Genomic DNA, 17,129 nt, shown 5'->3' on the forward strand with positions numbered 1-17,129 from the left:
AGGTGCGTCTGGGCGGACGCGAGGTCAGAGCCGCCTACGCCGACGGTAGCTGGGTGGAGGTGGAGCTGGCAGACGGCTACGGCTGGGTCCAGGGCCACATGCTCGAGGGAGCGGTGGACCCCGAGGGAAACCCGATCAATTTAACATACTGCGCGGCATTCTGAACTAGGGAATGCCGAACACAATATAGAAGGATTGATCATATATGTTGGACGGCCTGCTGAACCCCGTTCTGGAGCTCGTCGGCGGACTGCTGGACACCGTTGTGGGTGTCCTGGGCGGTCTGGGCTTCTGAGTCCAGAACCCACGCTGACGCGTCTGTGAATATATACGGGCGCGCAGGCCGTTCTCTGGTGCATGTCGGTCCTCCGGCGGCCCAGAGGACGGCCTCTCTTGTTTCTCAGGGCGCCGGGTAAGCTGACGCCATGCCTGCTTCACGCCGTTCCGACGTTCCCGGCTTCCAAGTGATGAGTGTGCTGACTCGGATCGATCAGCTGCGCGCAGCTGGGCGGGACATCGTCTCCCTGACCGCCGGAGAGCCGGGCTCCGGGGCGCCGCCGGCGGTCAATGCCGCTGCGGCCGAGGTTCACTCCGCCGGCACTGTGCTGAACTATTCGCCGGCCTTCGGCATTATGCCGTTGCGCCGAGCTATCGCCGAGCACTATCAGCGCTGGTACGGCTGCACGGTGGAACCCGAGCGGGTGGCGGTGACCACCGGCTCCTCGGGTGCGTTCGTGCTGAGCTTCCTGGCCGCCTTCGACGTCGGAGACCGAGTGGCCCTGGCTCGTCCGGGCTATCCGGCCTACCGCAATATCCTCTCCAGCCTCGGCGCAGAGGTGGTGGACCTCGACTGCGGTCCGGAGGTGCGCTTCCAGCCCACGGTCGAGCACCTGGATGCCGAAGCGGCCTCCCGGGGACCGCTGAAAGGACTGGTGATCGCCTCACCGGCGAACCCCACCGGCACCATGGTGGACCGCGACCAGCTGAGCGCCCTGGCACAGTGGTGCGCTGAGAATGACGTCCAGCTGATCAGCGATGAGATCTATCACGGCATCACCTTCACCCACCCCGGCGTCAGTGCACTGGAAGTCAGCGATTCCGCAGTGGTCATCTCCTCCTTCTCCAAATACTGGGGCATGCCCGGATGGAGGCTGGGCTGGACGGTGCTGCCCGAAGACCTGGTGGACCCGGTCTCCCGGCTGGCCGGCAATGTGGCGCTGTGCCCGCCGCACGGTTCGCAGATCGCTGCGGTGCAAGCCTTCACCCCGGAATCACTGGCCTTCGCCGAGGCCCAGCTGCCCCACTACGCCGAGGCTCGTCAGCTGGTGCTGGACTCACTGGAGACCCTCGGCTGGGGCGAGGCTGCCCCCGCCGACGGCGCCTTCTACGTCTACGCGCACATGGGGGAGCACCTGCAGCGGTTCAGCGATGCCGGCACCTACTGCACCGCCCTGCTGGAGGAAGCTGGCGTGGCGCTGGTGCCTGGGACAGACTTCGATCCGGTCAACGGCCACCACTGGGTGCGCCTGAGCCTGGCGCCCGGGCCTCAGGCCGTGGCCGAAGGGATTCGCCGGATCCTTCAGTTCCACGGCGGCTGAGGCAGCCCCGGCCGGCCGGTGCGCATCACCGCCGTCCTCGCGCCCTCCGGCGCCCAGCCGCCCACCAGATCCCCAGCAGCGCAGCCGCGTAGATCAGGCCTCCCAGTGCGACGACCACTGCGAAACCATCGCGGCCGCCGAGGATCCACGGCACCTGCGCCGCCAGCAGCGTGACCACGGCGCAGGCCAGAAGCCCCGTCCGCCACCGGCCGGTTGGGTGCCAGTCGACGTCGTCGTCATCGTCCTCATCCTTGGTGGCCCCTCTCCGCTCTGCGGCGCGCTGGACCCACACCACAATGCTGAGCCACAGCATGCTCACCAGCACGCCGACGGCGGCACCGAGAACCGCCAGCAGCGCCATGACTCGGCGCAGATCCTCCCCGACCACCTCGACGTGCAGGTGAAAATCGACCAGCGGCACCCCGTAGTAGACGCGGTAGACCAGCGCCGCCACAGTGAGGGCCAGCAGCACGCTGAAGAACAGGCTGCGGCCGAGAGTCTGAGTCAACGGGGCTCGCGCCAGGAGAGCGTAGCTGTTCACGCCGCGGCGAGAGGCGTACCACAGGCTTGCGCAGCCCGGTATCACCGGAACAAGCACCAGAGCGGCGGCAGCGGTGATCTGGCCCAGTACTGCGCACACCAGCGCCCCAACCCAGCAGGCCAGCACGGTGCACTGCATCCCGAAGGCCTCGGCCTCCATGGACACCGCGCGCTCGCGCTCATCGGCCTGCTCCACTCCGGAGAGCAGCAGCCGCTCTGCGGCATGGTCCATTGACCCAGGTCTCTGGCTCATTCTCTGCCTCCCTGTTCCTGCTGACTGCCGAAGAGGTCCTCCACCGTTGAGCCCAGCGCCCGGGCGATCCGCAGCGCCAGGAACACCGAGGGCGCATAGTCCCCGCGCTCCAGGGCCACCACCGTCTGACGGCTGACCCCGACCTCCTGGGCCAGTTCCGCCTGGGTGAGCTTCTGGGCTTTTCGCAGGGCGCGAACCGGGTGTGTTGCGTCCTGTCGCGGTTCGCCTCCCATACCTCAATGACAACTCAACTTGACACTCAATGTCAAGGAAAATTGACATTTGCGGAGTTTTCTGGAGGTTCCGTCCCCGCTGGGTGGGGCGCCGCTGTGAGTCAGCTGCCACGGCTGGAGAGAAGCTGAGCTGCCCGTTGTGCTCGGAGTGCTACGGTGCCCGTCCGCCCACTAGAAGGAGGTGCTGGGCATGCACAACACCACCCAGAAGACACTGGTGACCACCGCCGCAATGGCCGCGATGCTGTTCGGACTGGCAGCCTGCGACAACGCAGCAGAGAACCCGGAGGACGGCGCCACCGGCGAAGCCGCAGCCCCGGAGTCCCCAGGGGCCGCCGGTGAGCAGGGCGGCGAGGAGGGCCAGCCTGAGGAGGGCGGTCAGCCCGGTGAGATGCCCTCGCCTGACCTGGAGGATGTGCCCGAGGTTGTTGCCGAGGTCAACGGTGAGGAGATCCCGGGCGATGACTTCCGCCAGGCCTATGAGTCCCAGTACACGCAGATGGCCATGCAGGCCCAGATGACCGGTGAAGAGGTCGATGAGGAGGGTCTGCAGGACCAGACAGTGGAGAACCTCGTCAACCTGGAGCTGCTGGCGCAGGACGCTGAGGCCAGCGGCTATGAGGCCACTGAGGAGGACGTGGACGCCGAGCTGGAGAACGTCGCCGAGCAGAACGGCATCGAATCGGTCGATGAGCTGCTCAGCGTGGCCGAGGAGCAGGGCACCAGCGAGGAGCAGCTGCGCGCCGACGTCGAGCAGCAGGTGCTGATCAACCAGGTCATCGACGACCTCGACGTGGCCGAGCCCACCGAGGAGGAGATCGAAGAGGCCTACGAGGAGGTCGCCGCCCAGCAGCCCCCGGCTGAGGGTGAGGACGGCGAGGACGCCGAGACGCCGTCGCTGGAGGAGCTCCGCCCGCAGATCGAGGAGCAGCTGGCGGCTGAGAAGGAGAATGAGGCTGCTATGGCCCATGTGGAGGAGCTGCGCGAGTCGGCCGAGATCGAGGTCCACATCTGAGGCCCCGACGAACCCAGTAAAAATACTGAAAACTCCCAGGTCAGAAGGGGGTTGTACCCCCTGGGAGGCAGCACTAGCGTGACAGGTGCCTTGCAGAGCACCAGGCGTCCCGGGAGCTGAAGCTCTGGCCGTGTGGGTGGCCCGCCGAATACGGCGAGCCGCCCACGCCCTGGCTGGAAGATTCCCTGCGCGGACTTCCGCGCGCCGACTCCCAGGAGGACCTATGCTTCTGCACCGCCAGACCCTGCAGCACCGCGCCACCCCGGAGAAGCCGGATGCGGTCTACGCCCGGAAGCTCCAAGAGCTCATCGGAGGCCAGTACGGCGAGATCACGGTGGCCATGCAGTACAGCTTCCAGGCCTGGAACGCCCATATTCCCGGCAAGTACAAGGACCTGCTGTTCAGCACCGCAGCCGAGGAATTCGGCCATGTGGAGATGTTGGCGACCATGGTGGCCCAGCTGCTGGAGAAAGCCCCTCAGGGCATTACCGAGGAAGCCGTCCAGGATGATCCCACCGTCGCCGCAGTGGTTGGGGGCACCGATGTGCAGGAGGCTATCGCCGCCGGTGCCGGCGCCCGCCCCACCGACAGCAACGGCAATCCGTGGCAGGCTGGCTATGTCACCGCCAGTGGGAACCTGCTGGCTGACTTCACCGCGAATGTCAATGCCGAGATGCAGGGCCGGATCCAAGTGGCTCGTCTCTACCACATGACCGATGACGCCGGTGTCCGGGAGCTGCTGGCCTTCCTGCTGGCCCGCGACACCCATCACCAGAACCAGTGGCTTGCTGCTGCCCGCGAGCTGCAGGCCTCGGGAGCGGAGGAGCTGCCGGTGCCCAGCAACTTCCCGCAGAGCAAGGAGCACCAGGAGTACTCCTACCAAGCCATCAACTTCTCCGACGGCGAGCATATGGCTGACGGTCCGTGGGCCTCCGGTCCGGCACCGGACGGCATCGGTGAATTCACCTATATCCCGACTCCGCCCGAGTCCGCCCGAGGGCGTGCCGATGCCGCCTCCCACCCGGCCCGATGCCGCTTCTACGGGACCACCGATGTCCCCAATGTGGTGGAGAAGACGGCCGGCGCCGTGCAGGACCGGCTCCACCGCGAATAGCCCGGCCCTGCCACCCGGCAGCCGCGGTCCGGCCTCCAGGGCCAGGGACCGCGGCTGCTGCATGGTGCCGCACAGACGGCCCGGGGCAGGGCGGATCCGCGCGGCCAGATCCCCGTGGGGAAGTCTGGGCGGGCGGTGCGTTGTTGTGATGACCGAACGCGTCCATGAGAAGCTTCCGGGAGCGGGCGCAGCCTGGATCACCCTGATGGTCAGCGTCGCGGACACAATCGGCAACGAAGGAGCATCCTGCCCATGAGCAACGGAATCCACGTCGGATCAGTGGACGATATCGAAGAGGGCGAGGCCGAGATGGTTTCGGCCGAGGTCACCGGGATCGGCCGCGACATCGCCGTGTTCCACGCCGAGGACGGAAACTTCTACGCCCTGGACGATGAGTGCACTCACGAGACTGCCTCGCTGTCCGAAGGCTGGGTGGAGGGCACCGAGGTGGAATGCCCTGTGCACTCGGCACGGTTCTGCCTCAAGTCCGGAGAGGCCCTGTGCATGCCGGCCACCATCAATGCCCGCACGCACCGGATCGAAGTCATCGACGATGAGATCTACCTGCATCCGGACACCTCCGGGACCGCAGCCTGAGGGCGCCCGGAGCTTCAAGGACAAGCGCCGTGGGCCTGGAGAGCATCGTCATCATCGGAGGCGGACCGGGCGGCTTCACCACTGCTGAGCAGCTGCGCCGCCGCGGCTTCGACGGGTCGCTGACCGTGGTGGATCCCGAGGGTCTGCCCTATGACCGTCCGCCTCTGAGCAAGGACTACCTCACCGGCGCGAAGCATGCTGAGGCTCTGCTGTTCCAGCAGGCGCAGTGGTACCAGGACCACCAGATCGAGGTCATCGCTGACCGTGCGGTGAGTCTTCACCCGCAGACGGGGGCAGTTGAGCTCGCCTCCGGCCAGCAGCTGCCGGCAGACCGCGCCGTGCTGGCCACCGGCGGAAGACCGCGTCGTCTTCCCATCCCAGGAGGAGATGCTGAGTGCGTGCAGACCCTGCGGACCAGGCAGGATGCCGACAGCCTCCGCGGCTCGGTGCGCCCCGGCAGCCGGGCGGCCATCATCGGGGCCGGTCTCATCGGAGCAGAGACAGCATCCTCGCTCCGCACCCTGGACGCAGAGGTGGTGCTCATCGACACGGTGGACCCTCCACTGGTTCCAGCAGTGGGAGCTGAGCTGGCTCGGCAGCTGCACGATATGCACGCCCAGCACGGCGTGCAGACCATTACCGGCAGCTGCCGAGAGATAGGCCCCGGGCAGACGGAGCACACCATAGTGCTCCAGGACGGCACCGAAGTCCACGCCGATGTGGTGCTCGTCGGCGTGGGCATCACCGCCGTGACCGAACTCGCCGAGGCCGCCGGGGCCGAAGTGGCTGACGGCGTCATAGTGGACGAGCGCCAACGCAGCAGCATCGGCTGGCTCTACGCGGTCGGTGACGCCGCACGCACACGATCTGCAGACGGAACGCTCGAACGCCGGGCGGAGCACTGGGAGCATGCGGTCCAGTCCGGCACCATCGCGGCGGCCGCGCTGCTGGGCCAGGATCCTCCGCCGTCTACCGCCCCGTGGTTCTGGACCGACCGGTACGGGGTGCATGTGGAAGCCGTCGGTGACATGGCTGCCGAGGGCAGCACGGTGCTGCGCGAGCAGGACGGACAGATTCGCGCCGCTTTCCGGCTGGCGGGCGACGGCACCATGCTCGGTGCGGCCGCAGTCGACGCGGGTCTGACGGTAAGGGCGGCCCGCCGGATCATCGACCGCAGGATCGTGGTGGACCCGGTTCAGCTGGCAGATCCGGATGTGCCGCTGAAGAAGCTCATGAAGACCTCCTCACCGACCGGCTCGCCCAACCGGTAATCGGCAGCGGGGGCGGCCGCGACGTCGCCGCTCCAGGAGCAGGTGCCGGGAGCAGGCCCGCTCAGCCGCATCTCAGCGCCGTCGTCGTCCCGGGGTCAGCAGCCGGTCCAGGCCCCAGAGCAGGCAGGCCAGCAGCACATAGCCGGCCAGAATCGAGACGATGTACACCCCGGTGCCGGAGTACCCCATCCCCGGGACATCCAGAATCACGTACGGATACCAGTCCAGCCCCGGGCCGCGCAGCAGCGTCACTGCCAGCCAGACCAGCGGCAGGACTACCGATCCGGCGACCACGGAACCGGTGATGCGGCCCCGCGGCCCGAAAGCCAGCCACACCACAGGGACCACTACGGGCAGCAGCTGGTGCATCACGGTGTCGTTGAACAGCCGCACACCGGTGAGCACAGCGTCGTCGCGCAGCAGAAGGTTGAACACCACCCCGGTGATCACCATCTGCGCCACCGCCGCCAGGCGCAGCGCGTGGAAGACTGCGGAGCGAATCTGCGGACGCACCGCCAGCACAGCCGAGGTCAGCAGCACCAGCACCGCAGAGGTGAAGGTGAAATAGGCCGGCTGGTTGAGCACATGCTCCCAGCCGGCCGAGAAGCCTCCGGAGAAGCCCGCACCGTCCGGCAGCTCGGTGTCCACGGTCCAGCCCAGATACAGGGAGCTGGCCACCCCGGCGGCAGCGATCCCCGCCACTGCCGAGTGGGCGGACCGCGCCGCCGTCGTCATCTCCCACGCCCGAGGTGCTGCAGTCTGACTCACTCTGGGATTATCTCTCATCCTGCCCAAGCGGGTTCACCGGATATTCACCCGGAAGCGGGCCTGCAGACTTTCCCCATACTTGATGTTCGACGGCACTGCGCGGCAAGCGATGGAGTTTTATGCCTCCGTCTTCGGCGGAGAGCTGGACGTGCTCACCTACGCCGAGGGGATGGGTGAGGAGGGCGAGCTTAAGGACCGCCTCATGCACAGCTCGCTCTATCTGGAGCGTGGAGCCCACGTGATGGCTGCCGACACGTTCCCGGGTCAGTCGGCCAGCCTGGGCACCGTCGCGCTCAGCACGGCTGAGGAGGACTCGTGTGAGGAGAATGCGCGTATCGCCTCCTGGTGGGAGAAGCTTGCGCCCGAGTCCCGCATCACGGTGCCCCTGGACGCCGCACCCTGGGATCCCAACAGCCGCTACGGGCAGCTCACTGACCCCTACGGCGTGGAGTGGATGTTCATGGTCGGCCCCACCGAGCAGGGCTGAGAGTCTACGCGCGAGGCACTGAGACTATTGCGCAGGGACTCCATGATTCGCGCCTGGGGATGATCCCGGACGCTACCTCGGGTCGACCTTCCGGCGGGGCCGTGCTCGCATCAGCAGCAGCGGAGTGAACACGACGCCGACGGCCACCTGGATATAGCTGAACCAGTACCAGAACCCGTCTTCTGCGGAGAGGAAAGTCAGCCCCGCCGCGGATATGCTCAGACGGCGGCACGCACGACGCCGTCGCGCTGGAGCTACTTCAGATGCTTCTTCGCCAGCTCGGCAGCCAGCCCGGTGTAGCCGGCAGGAGTGAGATTCTTCAGCCGCTCGGCGGCCTCGGCGGAGAGGCCCAGGGACTCTACGAACTCCTGCAGCTTCTGTGCGTCCACCCGGCGCCCGCGGGTCAGCTCCTTGAGCCGCTCATAGGGGTTCTCCATCCCTTCGACCCCGGCGATCGCCTCGGCGCGCATCACCGTCTGGATCGCCTCGCCGAGCACCTCCCAATTGGCGTCCAGATCAGCCGCAATCACATCCTGCGCCACATCCAGCTGCCCCAGCCCCTTAGCCACATTGGTCAGCGCCAGCACCGAATGCCCCAGCGCGGTGCCGATATTGCGCTGCCCCGAGGAGTCGGTCAGATCGCGCTGCCAGCGTGACTCCACCAGGGTGGAGCCCAGGGCGTCCAGCAGCGCATTGGAGATCTCCAGATTCGCCTCCGCGTTCTCAAAGCGGATCGGGTTGACCTTATGCGGCATGGTGGAGGAGCCGGTGGCGCCGGCCACCGGGATCTGCCGGAAGAACCCGATGCTGATGTAGCTCCACACATCCACGCACAGCCCGTGGAGGACGCGGTTGAACCGGGCGATGTCCGCATAGAGCTCCGCCTGGAAATCGTGGGACTCGATCTGGGTGGTCAGCGGATTGAACGTCAGCCCCAGGCCCTCCACAAAGCTCTGCGCAATGGCCGGCCAATCCGCCCGCGGAGCGGCAGCCAGGTGGGCCGCGTACGTCCCGGTGGCCCCATTGATCTTCCCCAGGTACTCCTGGGACTCGATGCGCCGCAGCTGCCGGTTCAGCCGGTGGACGAAGACCGCCATCTCCTTGCCCAAGGTGGTGGGAGTCGCCGGCTGGCCGTGGGTGCGCGACAGCATCGGCACCTCCGCCGCCTGCTCAGCCAGCTCGCTGAGCCGGCCCACCGCCTGACGCGCAGCCGGCAGCCAGACCTGCTGCACGGCGTCGCGGATTCCCACCGCGTAACTGAGATTGTTGATGTCCTCGCTGGTGCAGGCGAAGTGCACCAGCGGCTTCAGCTCGCCCAACCCCATAGGCTCCAGACGGCGGGCGATGAAGTACTCCACCGCTTTGACGTCGTGAACCGTCTGCGCCTCAATCTCGGCCAGCTCGGCGATCTGCTCTGCACCGAAGTCGGTGACGATCCCCCGCAGCTGCTGCACCTGCTCGGCGCTCAGCTGCGGCAGTCCGGGCAGCACCTGACGCTGACACAGGTGGATGAACCACTCCACCTCCACATAGATCCGGTTGCGGTTCAGAGCCGCCTCAGAGAGGTGATCCACCAGCGGAGCAGCCGCAGAGCGGTATCTCCCGTCCAACGGGCCCAGCGCAATCGCCGGCTCAGCATCAGCAAGGCGGACACGATTCTGTTCGGAGGTCACAGCGGAGGTCATGGGCCTCATTGTGTCACGCACCCGCACGCCGCGGTTTTCCCCACCACCGAGGCGACGGCGACGACGCACCGCAGCACTCCCCAACCTCCTGCATCGGCGCTCGGACCGGCCCGGGGCCGGCTTACCGTGCTGGCTGACAGGGCTGCACCGCACGAGTTTCACCGGGAGGGGCGCAGATGTTCATCACCACCGCCGCGCTGCAGTTGGAGGACGCCGCGGCTGCCTACCGCAGCGCCGCCACCACGCTGAAAACCGCGACCCAGCACACCGATGACTACCTGACGCACCTGCACGACGCCGAAGAGGTGCAGTGGCACTCCGACGCCGCTGAAGCATTCCGCCTGCTGCTGTCCGCCCTCCGGGAGCCCGGCGGCTTCCTGAGCTCGGAGACCGAGGCGCTGGCGGCTGAGGCCGATCTGATCGCCGCAGAACTCACCAGCTATGCCGCCACAGCGCGCCAGCTCAGCCAGATCGTGGATCTGCTCTCCGCAGTCGACCTCCCCGCGCTGATGTGGGACTTGGGCGCCGACCAGGTCGCCGGGCTGCGCAGCGCGGCCGCCGACGCCGTCACCGACGCCGACGAGTTTCTGCGCTTCGTCCACGACAACGGAGGAATCCCGGGACTGCTGCTCGAGGCGGCGGCTCGATTGTGGTGAGGAGGCATCTGAGATGGCTATCGCGCCGATGCCAGGAGGCCCAGTGGTTCTGGGGCCCGAGTCACCGCTGGCACCGGAGATATGGCAGACCCTACCGGCGCGCCGCCCAGGGCTCGCGGTGCGCACCTCCGGGGGACCCACCAGCATCAACCTGTTCTGGGAATCCTTGATGAACGCCCAGTCCCACGTCGGCGCGGCGGCACAGTCCCTGAACTCGCTCGTCGAGGCGCTGGGTGACGCGGCTGCAACAGCCAGCCCGGGCATCGGGCACGTGCACTGGCGGGTGCCCGGGTTCCAGCTGCGCCTGGCCGCGGTCCAAGCGGCAACGGCCGGGCTGGAGGAGCTGATGCAGCGGGCGGTCACCGGGGTGAAGACCAGTCACGACGCCTACCGCGACGCTGAGACTGTGGTGCGCCGCCTCTTCGAGCTGCTCGTCCGCCTCAACGAAGACGAGCTCGTCCTGGAGCATGCGCTGCTGCCCCAGGGGGATAAGTCCTACGTCTACGACTGGATCGCGACCACCGGCGTTCTGCTCGGTGGGGTCGGTGTTGATGTGCTGCTGATGCGGTATCCGGCGATCGGGGCGATCGCCGGGACGCTGATGGCCGTGGAGCGCAACGCCGGGCTCAGCCCCGCGCTGATGGGACGCTACGAGCAGGTCCTGGACCGGGAGCCGACCGCAGAGTTCACCCACACCGCAGACGGAAGTCTCAGCGGCCACCTGCGGCACATGATGGATGTCAGCGAGTCCGGGGACATCGCCGTCTCCCATATCCGCAGGCCGGGGGAGGAGGATGTCTATGCCCTCTACCTCCCCGGATTCGACTTCGAAGGCGCCGGCATGAGTCACGGCCGCAGCCCGATGAGCCTGATCGACGCCTACACCCACGGATCCGAGCACATGATCAGCGCCGTGGAGCAGGCCCTCGAGCAGGCAGGAGTCCCGGAGGGAGCCACAGTGCTGCCCATCGGCCACAGCCTTGGGGGCAGTCACGTGATCAATATGCTGGGCAGCCGGAGGCTCACTGAGCGTTACCGCTTCCCGGCCGCGGCCACCATCGGCAGCCCGGGCCGCAATACGCGCGTGAACTCCGATGCCGCCATCACGCATCTGCAGGACGGGCGGGACCCGGTGCCGCACCTCTTCGGCCAGCGGCACCAGGAGTCGGCCACCCGGCTGAATGTGGTCTATGACGTGCAGAACCCGCACACCGAGGTGGAGACTCCTGCAGGGAGCGCCCACACCCTGGAGCACAACGTGGAGGCCATCGCCGAGGTGGAGGAGCACCAGCTGGACTGGTTCGACGACGACGAACTGGAACACCTCGATGCGCTCCGGCGGCACTTGGACGGTCAGGTCACCACCACCGTCTACCGCACCCAGTGGCAGCCGATGGATACCCCGGAGCATCTGTTCCCCTGGGAGGCTGAAAGTCTGGAGGATCTTGAGTACATGCGGGAGGCCATCCGTGAGGGGATGGAGGAGGCCAAGCAGATGCCGCGCCGCTCCTCTCGGCACGATCCCTCCACCAGCACACCGCCGACTGTGCCGTGGGAGGTCGCTGAGCAGAACCCCGCCCGGATGACCGGCCAGCAGCCGCGCTAGGTCCGGGCCGGGGAGACTAGGTGCGGCTCGGGGAGAGGAGGAACCGGTTGAGCACTGCCGAGATGATGGCCACCACGATCGCTCCCAGGACCGCATCGAAGAAGAAGCTCTCCACCACGAAGGTGACCGGAGTCCACGAGGTCAGCCAGCCGGTCAGCAGCAGCATCAGAGCGTTGATCACCACGGCGAACAGCCCCAGTGTCAGACACGTGATCGGCAGCGAGAGCACCTGCACGATCGGCTTGATGGTCACGTTGACCAGCCCGAATACTGCGCCGACGAACAGGTAGGCCAGCAGCACTGCTCCGAGGTCGTCGCTGACGCCGTCGATATAGATTCCGGGCACCAGCAGAGCGGCTGCGCCGAGGGCCAGTGCATTGAGAGTGATCGCCAGTAGGATTCTCACATAACCCATCGTCTCACGGGCCTGCGCCCGAACCCAGTGAGGAAGCTATGACAGACCCAATTATCACTCCGCGCGCCGCCGTGGCTGCGCTGCCCTCCTACGCCGCCGGCAAGCCGCCGTCCCCCGCCGACGGACTGACGCCCTATAAGCTGTCCTCCAATGAGAACCCCTTGGGTCCGGTGCCGGCGGCAGCGGAGGCTGCTGCCGCGGTGACCACTCTGCACCGCTACCCCAACCCCGCCGGGGAAGCCCTGCGCGCCGCCCTCGCTGACCACCTGGACGTCCCGTACGAAGACATCGTCACCGGCACCGGAAGCCTGGGAGCCCTGACCCAGATCATCCAGGCCTTCGCCGGAACCTCGGCCGACGGCAGCGCAGACGAAGTGATCTACCCGTGGCGGTCCTTTGAGGCCTACCCGATCGTGGTGCGCGTCGCAGGTGCCAAGGACGTCCAGATCCCGGTGGGGCCCGACGGCCGGCACGACCTGCAGGCGATGGCAGCGGCAATCACCGAGCGCACCAAGGTCATCCTGATGTGCACCCCCAACAACCCGACCGGACCGGCTCTGACCCATACCGAGGTCACGCAGTTCCTCCGCGCGGTCCCGCCCCACGTGGTGGTCGTCATCGATGAGGCCTACCAGGAGTTCGTCCGCAGCGAGGATCCGGTGGACACCCTCTCCCTCTACAGCAGTCACCCCAATGTGGCGGTCCTGCGCACCTTCTCCAAGGCCCACGGACTGGCCGCGCTGCGAGTGGGCTACTCGATCGCCCAACAGTCGATCACCGAGCATCTGCGCAAGACGGCCGTGCCCTTCGGCGTCAGCACAGTCGGCGAGGCGGCAGCGATCGCCTCCCTGAAGCACCACGACGAGGTCGACCGCCGGGTCGCTCAGATTGTGGAGGAACGACAAAGAGTCGCCGAAGGCCTCGCCGATGCAGGATGGCAGATTCCAGAGACCCAGGCGAACTTCGTCTGGCTGCCGCTGGGGGAACAGGCAGTCGACTTTGCCCATGCCGCAGGCGTCCAGGCCCTTGCGGTGCGGGCATTCGCCGGTGAAGGAGTGCGGGTCACCATCGGCGAGCCGGAGGCCAACGACCGTTTCCTCCAGTTGTGCAGAACCTACAGCGGACGCCCCTGAACCCGGCTGACACAATGAGGCCCATGGGAGACGTGGTGCAGCTGCTCACCGAGAACGGCGAGCTCAGAGAAGACGAGGTCTACAGCCGATACGTCGAAGAGCTCGACGACGCCGCACTGCGCGATCTCTACCGGCATATGGCCCTCGAACGCCGGGTCGACGCCGAGGCCACCAGCCTGCAGCGCCAAGGGCAGCTGGCGCTGTGGGCACCCGCCCTGGGCCAGGAGGCCGCTCAGGTGGGCACTATCGCTGCACTGAAGCCCACCGACCGGGTCTTCCCCACCTACCGGGAGCACGCCATGGCCCTCTACCGCGGCATCAGCCCTGAGGAGCTGATGGCCACCTTCCGCGCCGCCCGGCACACCGGATGGGACCCCCACACCTACCACTTCAACAATTACGCAGTGGTGCTGGCCTCCCAGACCCTGCACGCAGCAGGCTGGGCCATGGGGATCGTCCAGGACCAGCGCACCGGCACCCTGGACCCGGACCAACCAGCCGACGAGATTGTGCTGGCATGCCTGGGCGACGGCGCCTCCAGCCAAGGCGATGCGCACGAATCCATGGTCTTCGCCAGCTCGTATCAGCTGCCCCTGCTGTACTTCATCCAGAACAACCACTGGGCGATCTCGGTGCCCAGCAGCACCCAGTCCCCGGCGCCGCTGGTGCGTCGGGCCTACGGCTACGGCTTCACCGGCGTGCAGGTGGACGGCAATGACGTGCTGGCCAGCTACGCCGTGGCCCGCCATTGCGCCGAGCAGATCCGGGAAGGCTCCGGGCCGCAGCTGATCGAGTCGATCACCTACCGTCTCGGCGCTCACACCACGGCTGATGACCCCACCAAATACCGCAGCGCCGAGGAGGTGGAGGTCTGGCGGGCCAAAGACCCGATCGCCCGCTGCCGCAGCTGGCTCCAGGCCGAGCAGAAGGCCGATGAGACCTTCTTCGAAGAGACTGACGCCGAAGCCGACGAGCTCGCCGCTGAACTGCGCCGCGCAGTGCTTGAGATGGAGCCGATCGACCTGGAGCGGGTCTTCGACACTGTCTACGCAGAGCCCCACCGGCAGGTGGAGGTGGAGAAGGCCTGGCTGAAGGACTACGAAGCCGGCTTCGCCGAGGAGGAGGGCCGATGACCTCACAGGATTCGCCGGCAGAGGCACAGCCCACCACTAGCACTCTCCCGCTGGCCAAAGCCATCAATGCGGCTCTGCGGGACGCCTTAGCGGCCGATGCGAAGACCCTGCTCATCGGTGAGGACATCGGCAAGCTGGGGGGCGTCTTCCGCGTCACCGATGGCCTGCAGGCCCAGTTCGGCGAAGACCGCGTCATCGACTCGCCGCTGGCCGAATCCGGGATCATCGGCACCTGCATCGGCATGGCCATGCGCGGCTACCGTCCGGTGGCCGAGATCCAGTTCGACGGCTTCGTCTTCCCCGCCTTCAACCAGATCACCACCCAGCTGGCCAAGATCCACAACCGCGCCGACGGCGCCGTCAGCGTCCCAGTGACCATCCGGCTGCCCTACGGCGGCCACATCGGCTCGATCGAGCACCACTCCGAATCGCCCGAGGCCTACTTCGCCCACACCGCAGGGCTGCGCATCATCGCCCCCTCCAGCCCGCAGGACGCTTACTGGATGACGCGGCAGGCCATCGCCTGCGACGACCCGATCATCATCCTCGAACCCAAGCGCCGGTACTGGCTCAAAGGAGAGGTCTCCACCGCCGACCCGGCCCCGGATGCCTTCACCGCGCAGGTGCTGCGCAGCGGCACCGACGCGACCCTGGCCACCTACGGCCCGCTGGTACCGGTCGCGCTGGCCGCCGCAGAGGTCGCCGCCGGCCAAGGACGCAGCGTCGAAGTCGTCGACGTGAGATCCATCAGCCCGCTGGACGACGAGACCATCGCCCGCTCGGCGGCCAAGACTCAGCGGCTCGTCGTCGCGCATGAGGCCCCCACCTTCGGCGGATTCGGCGCCGAGATCGCCGCCCGGGTCAGTGAGCGCGCCCACCACCGGCTGGCCGCCCCCGTGCTGCGCGTCGGCGGATTCCACATGCCTTATCCGCCCACTGCGCAGGAGCACCGATACCTCCCGGACATCGACCGGATGCTCGAAGCGCTTGAACGAAGCTTCGCCTACCCCAGCGCCACCGCCTAAGGAGGCATACCCATGAGCCAGACCTTCACGCTCCCCGACGTCGGCGAAGGACTCACCGAAGCGGAGATCGTCTCTTGGCGTGTGCAGGTCGGAGACACGGTGGCGGTCAATGACATCGTCTGCGAGATCGAGACCGCCAAGTCGCTGGTGGAGCTGCCGATCCCCTTCGCCGGTACAGTGGACGAGCTGGTCGCCGCTGAGGGGGACACCGTCGAAGTGGGCCAGCCGCTGATCCGGATCCGGGACGCCGCAGGAGCCGACGACGACGCCGGAGACGACGCCGGAGGAGCCGACGGCGCAGCCCGCGCCGCTGCAGAGGACGAATCCGCCACACGGGATTCAGGCGCACAGGACTCAGAGGCGCAGGACGCAGCCGCGCAGGACTCAGCCGCACCGGGCGCAGCCACCCAGGACCCAGCCGCACCGGGGGCAGCCACCCAGGGGGCAGCCGCACAGCCCGCCGCTGAGACCAGCGAGCGGCCCGCCGCAGATTCGCCCATCGTAGAGGACTCTGACCAGCAGGCCCTGGTGGGCTCCGGGCCCAAGGCGGATGCGGCCAAGCACCGGCCGCGCCTGCGTCCCACCGAGCTGGACCTGGTCGAGGTCTCCGACCTGGATCCGCCGACGCCGGCCGCTCCGGCGGCGGGACTGCAGGCCGGCGATATAGCCGAGATGGTCGCCAAGGCCTCACCCCCGGTGCGGGCTCTGGCCAAACGGCTCGGAGTGGCCGTCTGGGACCTGGTGGGCTCGGGCCGCAACGGCCAGATCACCCGAGCAGACGTGGAGCGCCAAGCCCAGCAGCGCAGCGGACAGGGCAAGGCCGGCCGCAGCCGTGCTGCCGGCGCCGCGGCGCCAGGCCCGCACGGTGGGCTGCCGAGCCAGACCGGACTGCTCTACGACGGCCCCCGCGAGGAGAAGGTCCAGGTCCGCGGAGTCCGCAAGGCCACCGCGCTCAACGTCTCCGCCTCCGCCTCCACCGTTCCGCATGTCTCAGTGTTCAAAGAGATCGACGTCAGCCGCACTATGGACCTGCGCCGGCGCCTTCGCGACCAGCCTGAGTACCAGGACGTGAGCGTCTCGCCGCTTCTGTTCGCCGCCAAGGCGATCATCTGGGCCGTCCGGCGGCACCCGCAGGTCAACGCCTCCTGGCATGAGACCCACTACACGCTGCGCAACTACGTCAACCTGGGAATCGCCGCGGCCACCCCGCGCGGACTGGTGGTGCCGGTGATCCACGAGGCCCACACCTACAGCACCCTCGGACTCGCCGCAGCCATCACCGAGCTGACCAGCGACGCCCGCGAAGGGCGCACCACTCCGGCCGAGATGCAGGGCGGGACCATCTCCATCACCAATATCGGACCGCTCGGCCTGGACCTCGGCACACCCATCCTGCCTCCGGGCCAGGCGGCGATCGTGGTGCTGGGCGCTGTGCGCACCAAGCCGTGGGTGGTCGAGGGTCAGGTGGTGCCGCGGCAGGTGATGACCGTCGGCGGCTCCTTCGACCACCGGCTCATCGACGGCGACCTGGCCGGCGCATTCATCAGCGACGTCGCAGCCGTTCTGGAAGAGCCCGGGCTGCTGCTGGACTGAACCCTGG

The 17,129-nt window shown here is 67.6% G+C and carries 17 protein-coding genes; 12 read left to right on the plus strand and 5 right to left on the minus strand.

Going from position 1 to position 17,129, the window contains the following annotated elements; all coding sequences use genetic code 11:
* Window positions 1-425 precede the first annotated feature (425 nt).
* Entirely contained in the window at window positions 426-1,598 is a 1,173-nt protein-coding gene (locus tag Q1K09_RS07940) for an aminotransferase class I/II-fold pyridoxal phosphate-dependent enzyme (RefSeq protein WP_300344455.1), read from the plus strand.
* A 25-nt stretch (window positions 1,599-1,623) separates the two neighbouring features.
* Here the strand turns inward: Q1K09_RS07940 and Q1K09_RS07945 are convergent, their stop codons facing one another.
* Together Q1K09_RS07945 and Q1K09_RS07950 are read right to left on the minus strand one after the other, a co-directional pair.
* Complete coding sequence (locus Q1K09_RS07945; protein WP_300344456.1) at window positions 1,624-2,391, minus strand: hypothetical protein; 768 nt, start codon at window positions 2,389-2,391, stop codon at window positions 1,624-1,626.
* The gene (locus Q1K09_RS07950) at window positions 2,388-2,624 is read right to left on the minus strand and encodes a helix-turn-helix transcriptional regulator (protein WP_300344457.1); all 237 of its coding nucleotides are present in this window, start codon (window positions 2,622-2,624) and stop codon (window positions 2,388-2,390) included. Before Q1K09_RS07950 ends, Q1K09_RS07945 begins: the two co-directional genes overlap by 4 nt.
* A gap of 190 nt (window positions 2,625-2,814) precedes the next feature.
* Here Q1K09_RS07950 and Q1K09_RS07955 point away from each other — a divergent pair, with 190 nt between their 5' ends.
* From Q1K09_RS07955 to Q1K09_RS07970, 4 genes are all read left to right on the plus strand, one after another.
* The gene (locus Q1K09_RS07955; RefSeq protein WP_300344458.1) at window positions 2,815-3,639 is read left to right on the plus strand and encodes a SurA N-terminal domain-containing protein; all 825 of its coding nucleotides are present in this window, start codon (window positions 2,815-2,817) and stop codon (window positions 3,637-3,639) included.
* Window positions 3,640-3,862: 223 nt separating this feature from the next.
* A complete protein-coding gene (locus Q1K09_RS07960) occupies window positions 3,863-4,753 on the plus strand; it encodes a manganese catalase family protein (RefSeq protein ID WP_300344460.1) in 891 nt (296 codons plus the stop codon).
* Between the two features lie 252 nt (window positions 4,754-5,005).
* Window positions 5,006-5,350 (plus strand): bifunctional 3-phenylpropionate/cinnamic acid dioxygenase ferredoxin subunit, encoded by a 345-nt coding sequence (locus Q1K09_RS07965; RefSeq protein ID WP_300344461.1) that lies wholly within the window; start codon window positions 5,006-5,008, stop codon window positions 5,348-5,350.
* Between the two features lie 29 nt (window positions 5,351-5,379).
* Window positions 5,380-6,621 carry an FAD-dependent oxidoreductase gene (locus Q1K09_RS07970; RefSeq protein ID WP_300344462.1) on the plus strand — a complete coding sequence of 414 codons (1,242 nt, stop codon included), beginning with the start codon at window positions 5,380-5,382 and terminating at the stop codon, window positions 6,619-6,621.
* A 72-nt stretch (window positions 6,622-6,693) separates the two neighbouring features.
* Here Q1K09_RS07970 and Q1K09_RS07975 read toward each other — a convergent pair whose 3' ends face one another.
* The gene (locus Q1K09_RS07975; RefSeq protein WP_300344463.1) at window positions 6,694-7,389 is read right to left on the minus strand and encodes a Pr6Pr family membrane protein; all 696 of its coding nucleotides are present in this window, start codon (window positions 7,387-7,389) and stop codon (window positions 6,694-6,696) included.
* A gap of 40 nt (window positions 7,390-7,429) precedes the next feature.
* Here Q1K09_RS07975 and Q1K09_RS07980 point away from each other — a divergent pair, with 40 nt between their 5' ends.
* Window positions 7,430-7,876 carry a VOC family protein gene (locus Q1K09_RS07980; RefSeq protein WP_300344599.1) on the plus strand — a complete coding sequence of 149 codons (447 nt, stop codon included), beginning with the start codon at window positions 7,430-7,432 and terminating at the stop codon, window positions 7,874-7,876.
* 254 nt (window positions 7,877-8,130) lie between these two features.
* On the opposite strand, the gene purB is transcribed toward Q1K09_RS07980, so the two are convergent.
* The gene (gene purB, locus Q1K09_RS07985; RefSeq protein ID WP_300344464.1) at window positions 8,131-9,561 is read right to left on the minus strand and encodes an adenylosuccinate lyase; all 1,431 of its coding nucleotides are present in this window, start codon (window positions 9,559-9,561) and stop codon (window positions 8,131-8,133) included.
* Window positions 9,562-9,737: 176 nt separating this feature from the next.
* On the opposite strand from purB, the gene Q1K09_RS07990 reads away from it, so the two are divergent.
* Window positions 9,738-10,217: a hypothetical protein gene (locus Q1K09_RS07990; RefSeq protein WP_300344466.1), complete on the plus strand. Its 480-nt coding sequence runs from the start codon at window positions 9,738-9,740 to the stop codon at window positions 10,215-10,217.
* Window positions 10,218-10,230: 13 nt separating this feature from the next.
* Window positions 10,231-11,823 (plus strand): hypothetical protein, encoded by a 1,593-nt coding sequence (locus Q1K09_RS07995; RefSeq protein WP_300344467.1) that lies wholly within the window; start codon window positions 10,231-10,233, stop codon window positions 11,821-11,823.
* Between the two features lie 16 nt (window positions 11,824-11,839).
* Here Q1K09_RS07995 and Q1K09_RS08000 read toward each other — a convergent pair whose 3' ends face one another.
* Window positions 11,840-12,238 (minus strand): phage holin family protein, encoded by a 399-nt coding sequence (locus tag Q1K09_RS08000; protein ID WP_366909191.1) that lies wholly within the window; start codon window positions 12,236-12,238, stop codon window positions 11,840-11,842.
* 38 nt (window positions 12,239-12,276) lie between these two features.
* On the opposite strand from Q1K09_RS08000, the gene hisC reads away from it, so the two are divergent.
* From hisC to Q1K09_RS08020, 4 genes are read left to right on the plus strand one after another with little or no spacing between them, the layout of a single operon-like run.
* Window positions 12,277-13,371: a histidinol-phosphate transaminase gene (gene hisC / locus Q1K09_RS08005; RefSeq protein ID WP_300344470.1), complete on the plus strand. Its 1,095-nt coding sequence runs from the start codon at window positions 12,277-12,279 to the stop codon at window positions 13,369-13,371.
* 23 nt (window positions 13,372-13,394) lie between these two features.
* Window positions 13,395-14,504 carry a thiamine pyrophosphate-dependent enzyme gene (locus Q1K09_RS08010; RefSeq protein WP_300344471.1) on the plus strand — a complete coding sequence of 370 codons (1,110 nt, stop codon included), beginning with the start codon at window positions 13,395-13,397 and terminating at the stop codon, window positions 14,502-14,504.
* Window positions 14,501-15,529 carry a transketolase C-terminal domain-containing protein gene (locus tag Q1K09_RS08015; RefSeq protein ID WP_300344472.1) on the plus strand — a complete coding sequence of 343 codons (1,029 nt, stop codon included), beginning with the start codon at window positions 14,501-14,503 and terminating at the stop codon, window positions 15,527-15,529. Before Q1K09_RS08010 ends, Q1K09_RS08015 begins: the two co-directional genes overlap by 4 nt.
* A gap of 12 nt (window positions 15,530-15,541) precedes the next feature.
* A complete protein-coding gene (locus Q1K09_RS08020; RefSeq protein WP_300344473.1) occupies window positions 15,542-17,122 on the plus strand; it encodes a dihydrolipoamide acetyltransferase family protein in 1,581 nt (526 codons plus the stop codon).
* Window positions 17,123-17,129 lie beyond the last annotated feature (7 nt).

This window comes from Nesterenkonia sp. (assembly GCF_029265375.1).
Taxonomy (GTDB): domain Bacteria; phylum Actinomycetota; class Actinomycetes; order Actinomycetales; family Micrococcaceae; genus Nesterenkonia.